This is a genomic window from Achromobacter sp. RT286_PF (genome assembly GCF_059760425.1).
The window spans coordinates 1-480 of record NZ_JCBAMR010000088.1; the positions used below are offsets into that span (position 1 = coordinate 1).

At 59.6% G+C, this 480-nt stretch carries 1 protein-coding gene; it reads right to left on the minus strand.

What is annotated here, in order from left to right; genetic code table 11:
* A partial coding sequence (locus AC6LJY_RS27970) for a hypothetical protein (RefSeq protein ID WP_498137240.1) occupies positions 1–480 on the minus strand: 480 nt, incomplete at both ends.

A 480-nucleotide genomic window follows, 5' to 3' on the forward strand; every position in this document is an offset into this window, starting at 1 on the left:
CAACCGGGGGCGCTTCGCTGGGGCCGCCGTCCAGGCAGGCTGCCACCATCTTGGTGTACGCCGCTGCCGAGTGCGGATCGGTAGCCGAGTAGTCGTATCGCGCGATGCGCAACCAAGCCAGGGATTGCAACCATGCGACATAGCGGGCCGCCATCGTATCTATCAGTCCTTGCCTGCGCTGCCATTCCTTATCGTGCATGTCCTGAAACTGCTGGCGACGCGGCTCGCTGTAGCGTTGTTCCAGGCGTTCGTGATAATCAGCCGTGATGCGCCTGGCTGCGATTTCCGTTTCTCGTGGGACATCCACCGGCGGTAAATGGGAACGCGTGCCAAGCACCGGATGGTCATTATGTTGTCGGCGGTATTCGATCTCTTTTTCGACTTCCTGTACCGCTTGCGTGTGTGCCCAGGTCTTCTCCAACTCTCTGATCCGCACCAGCGCCGCCGATGTAAAAAGCAGATACTGCCGTTCGGCATTGC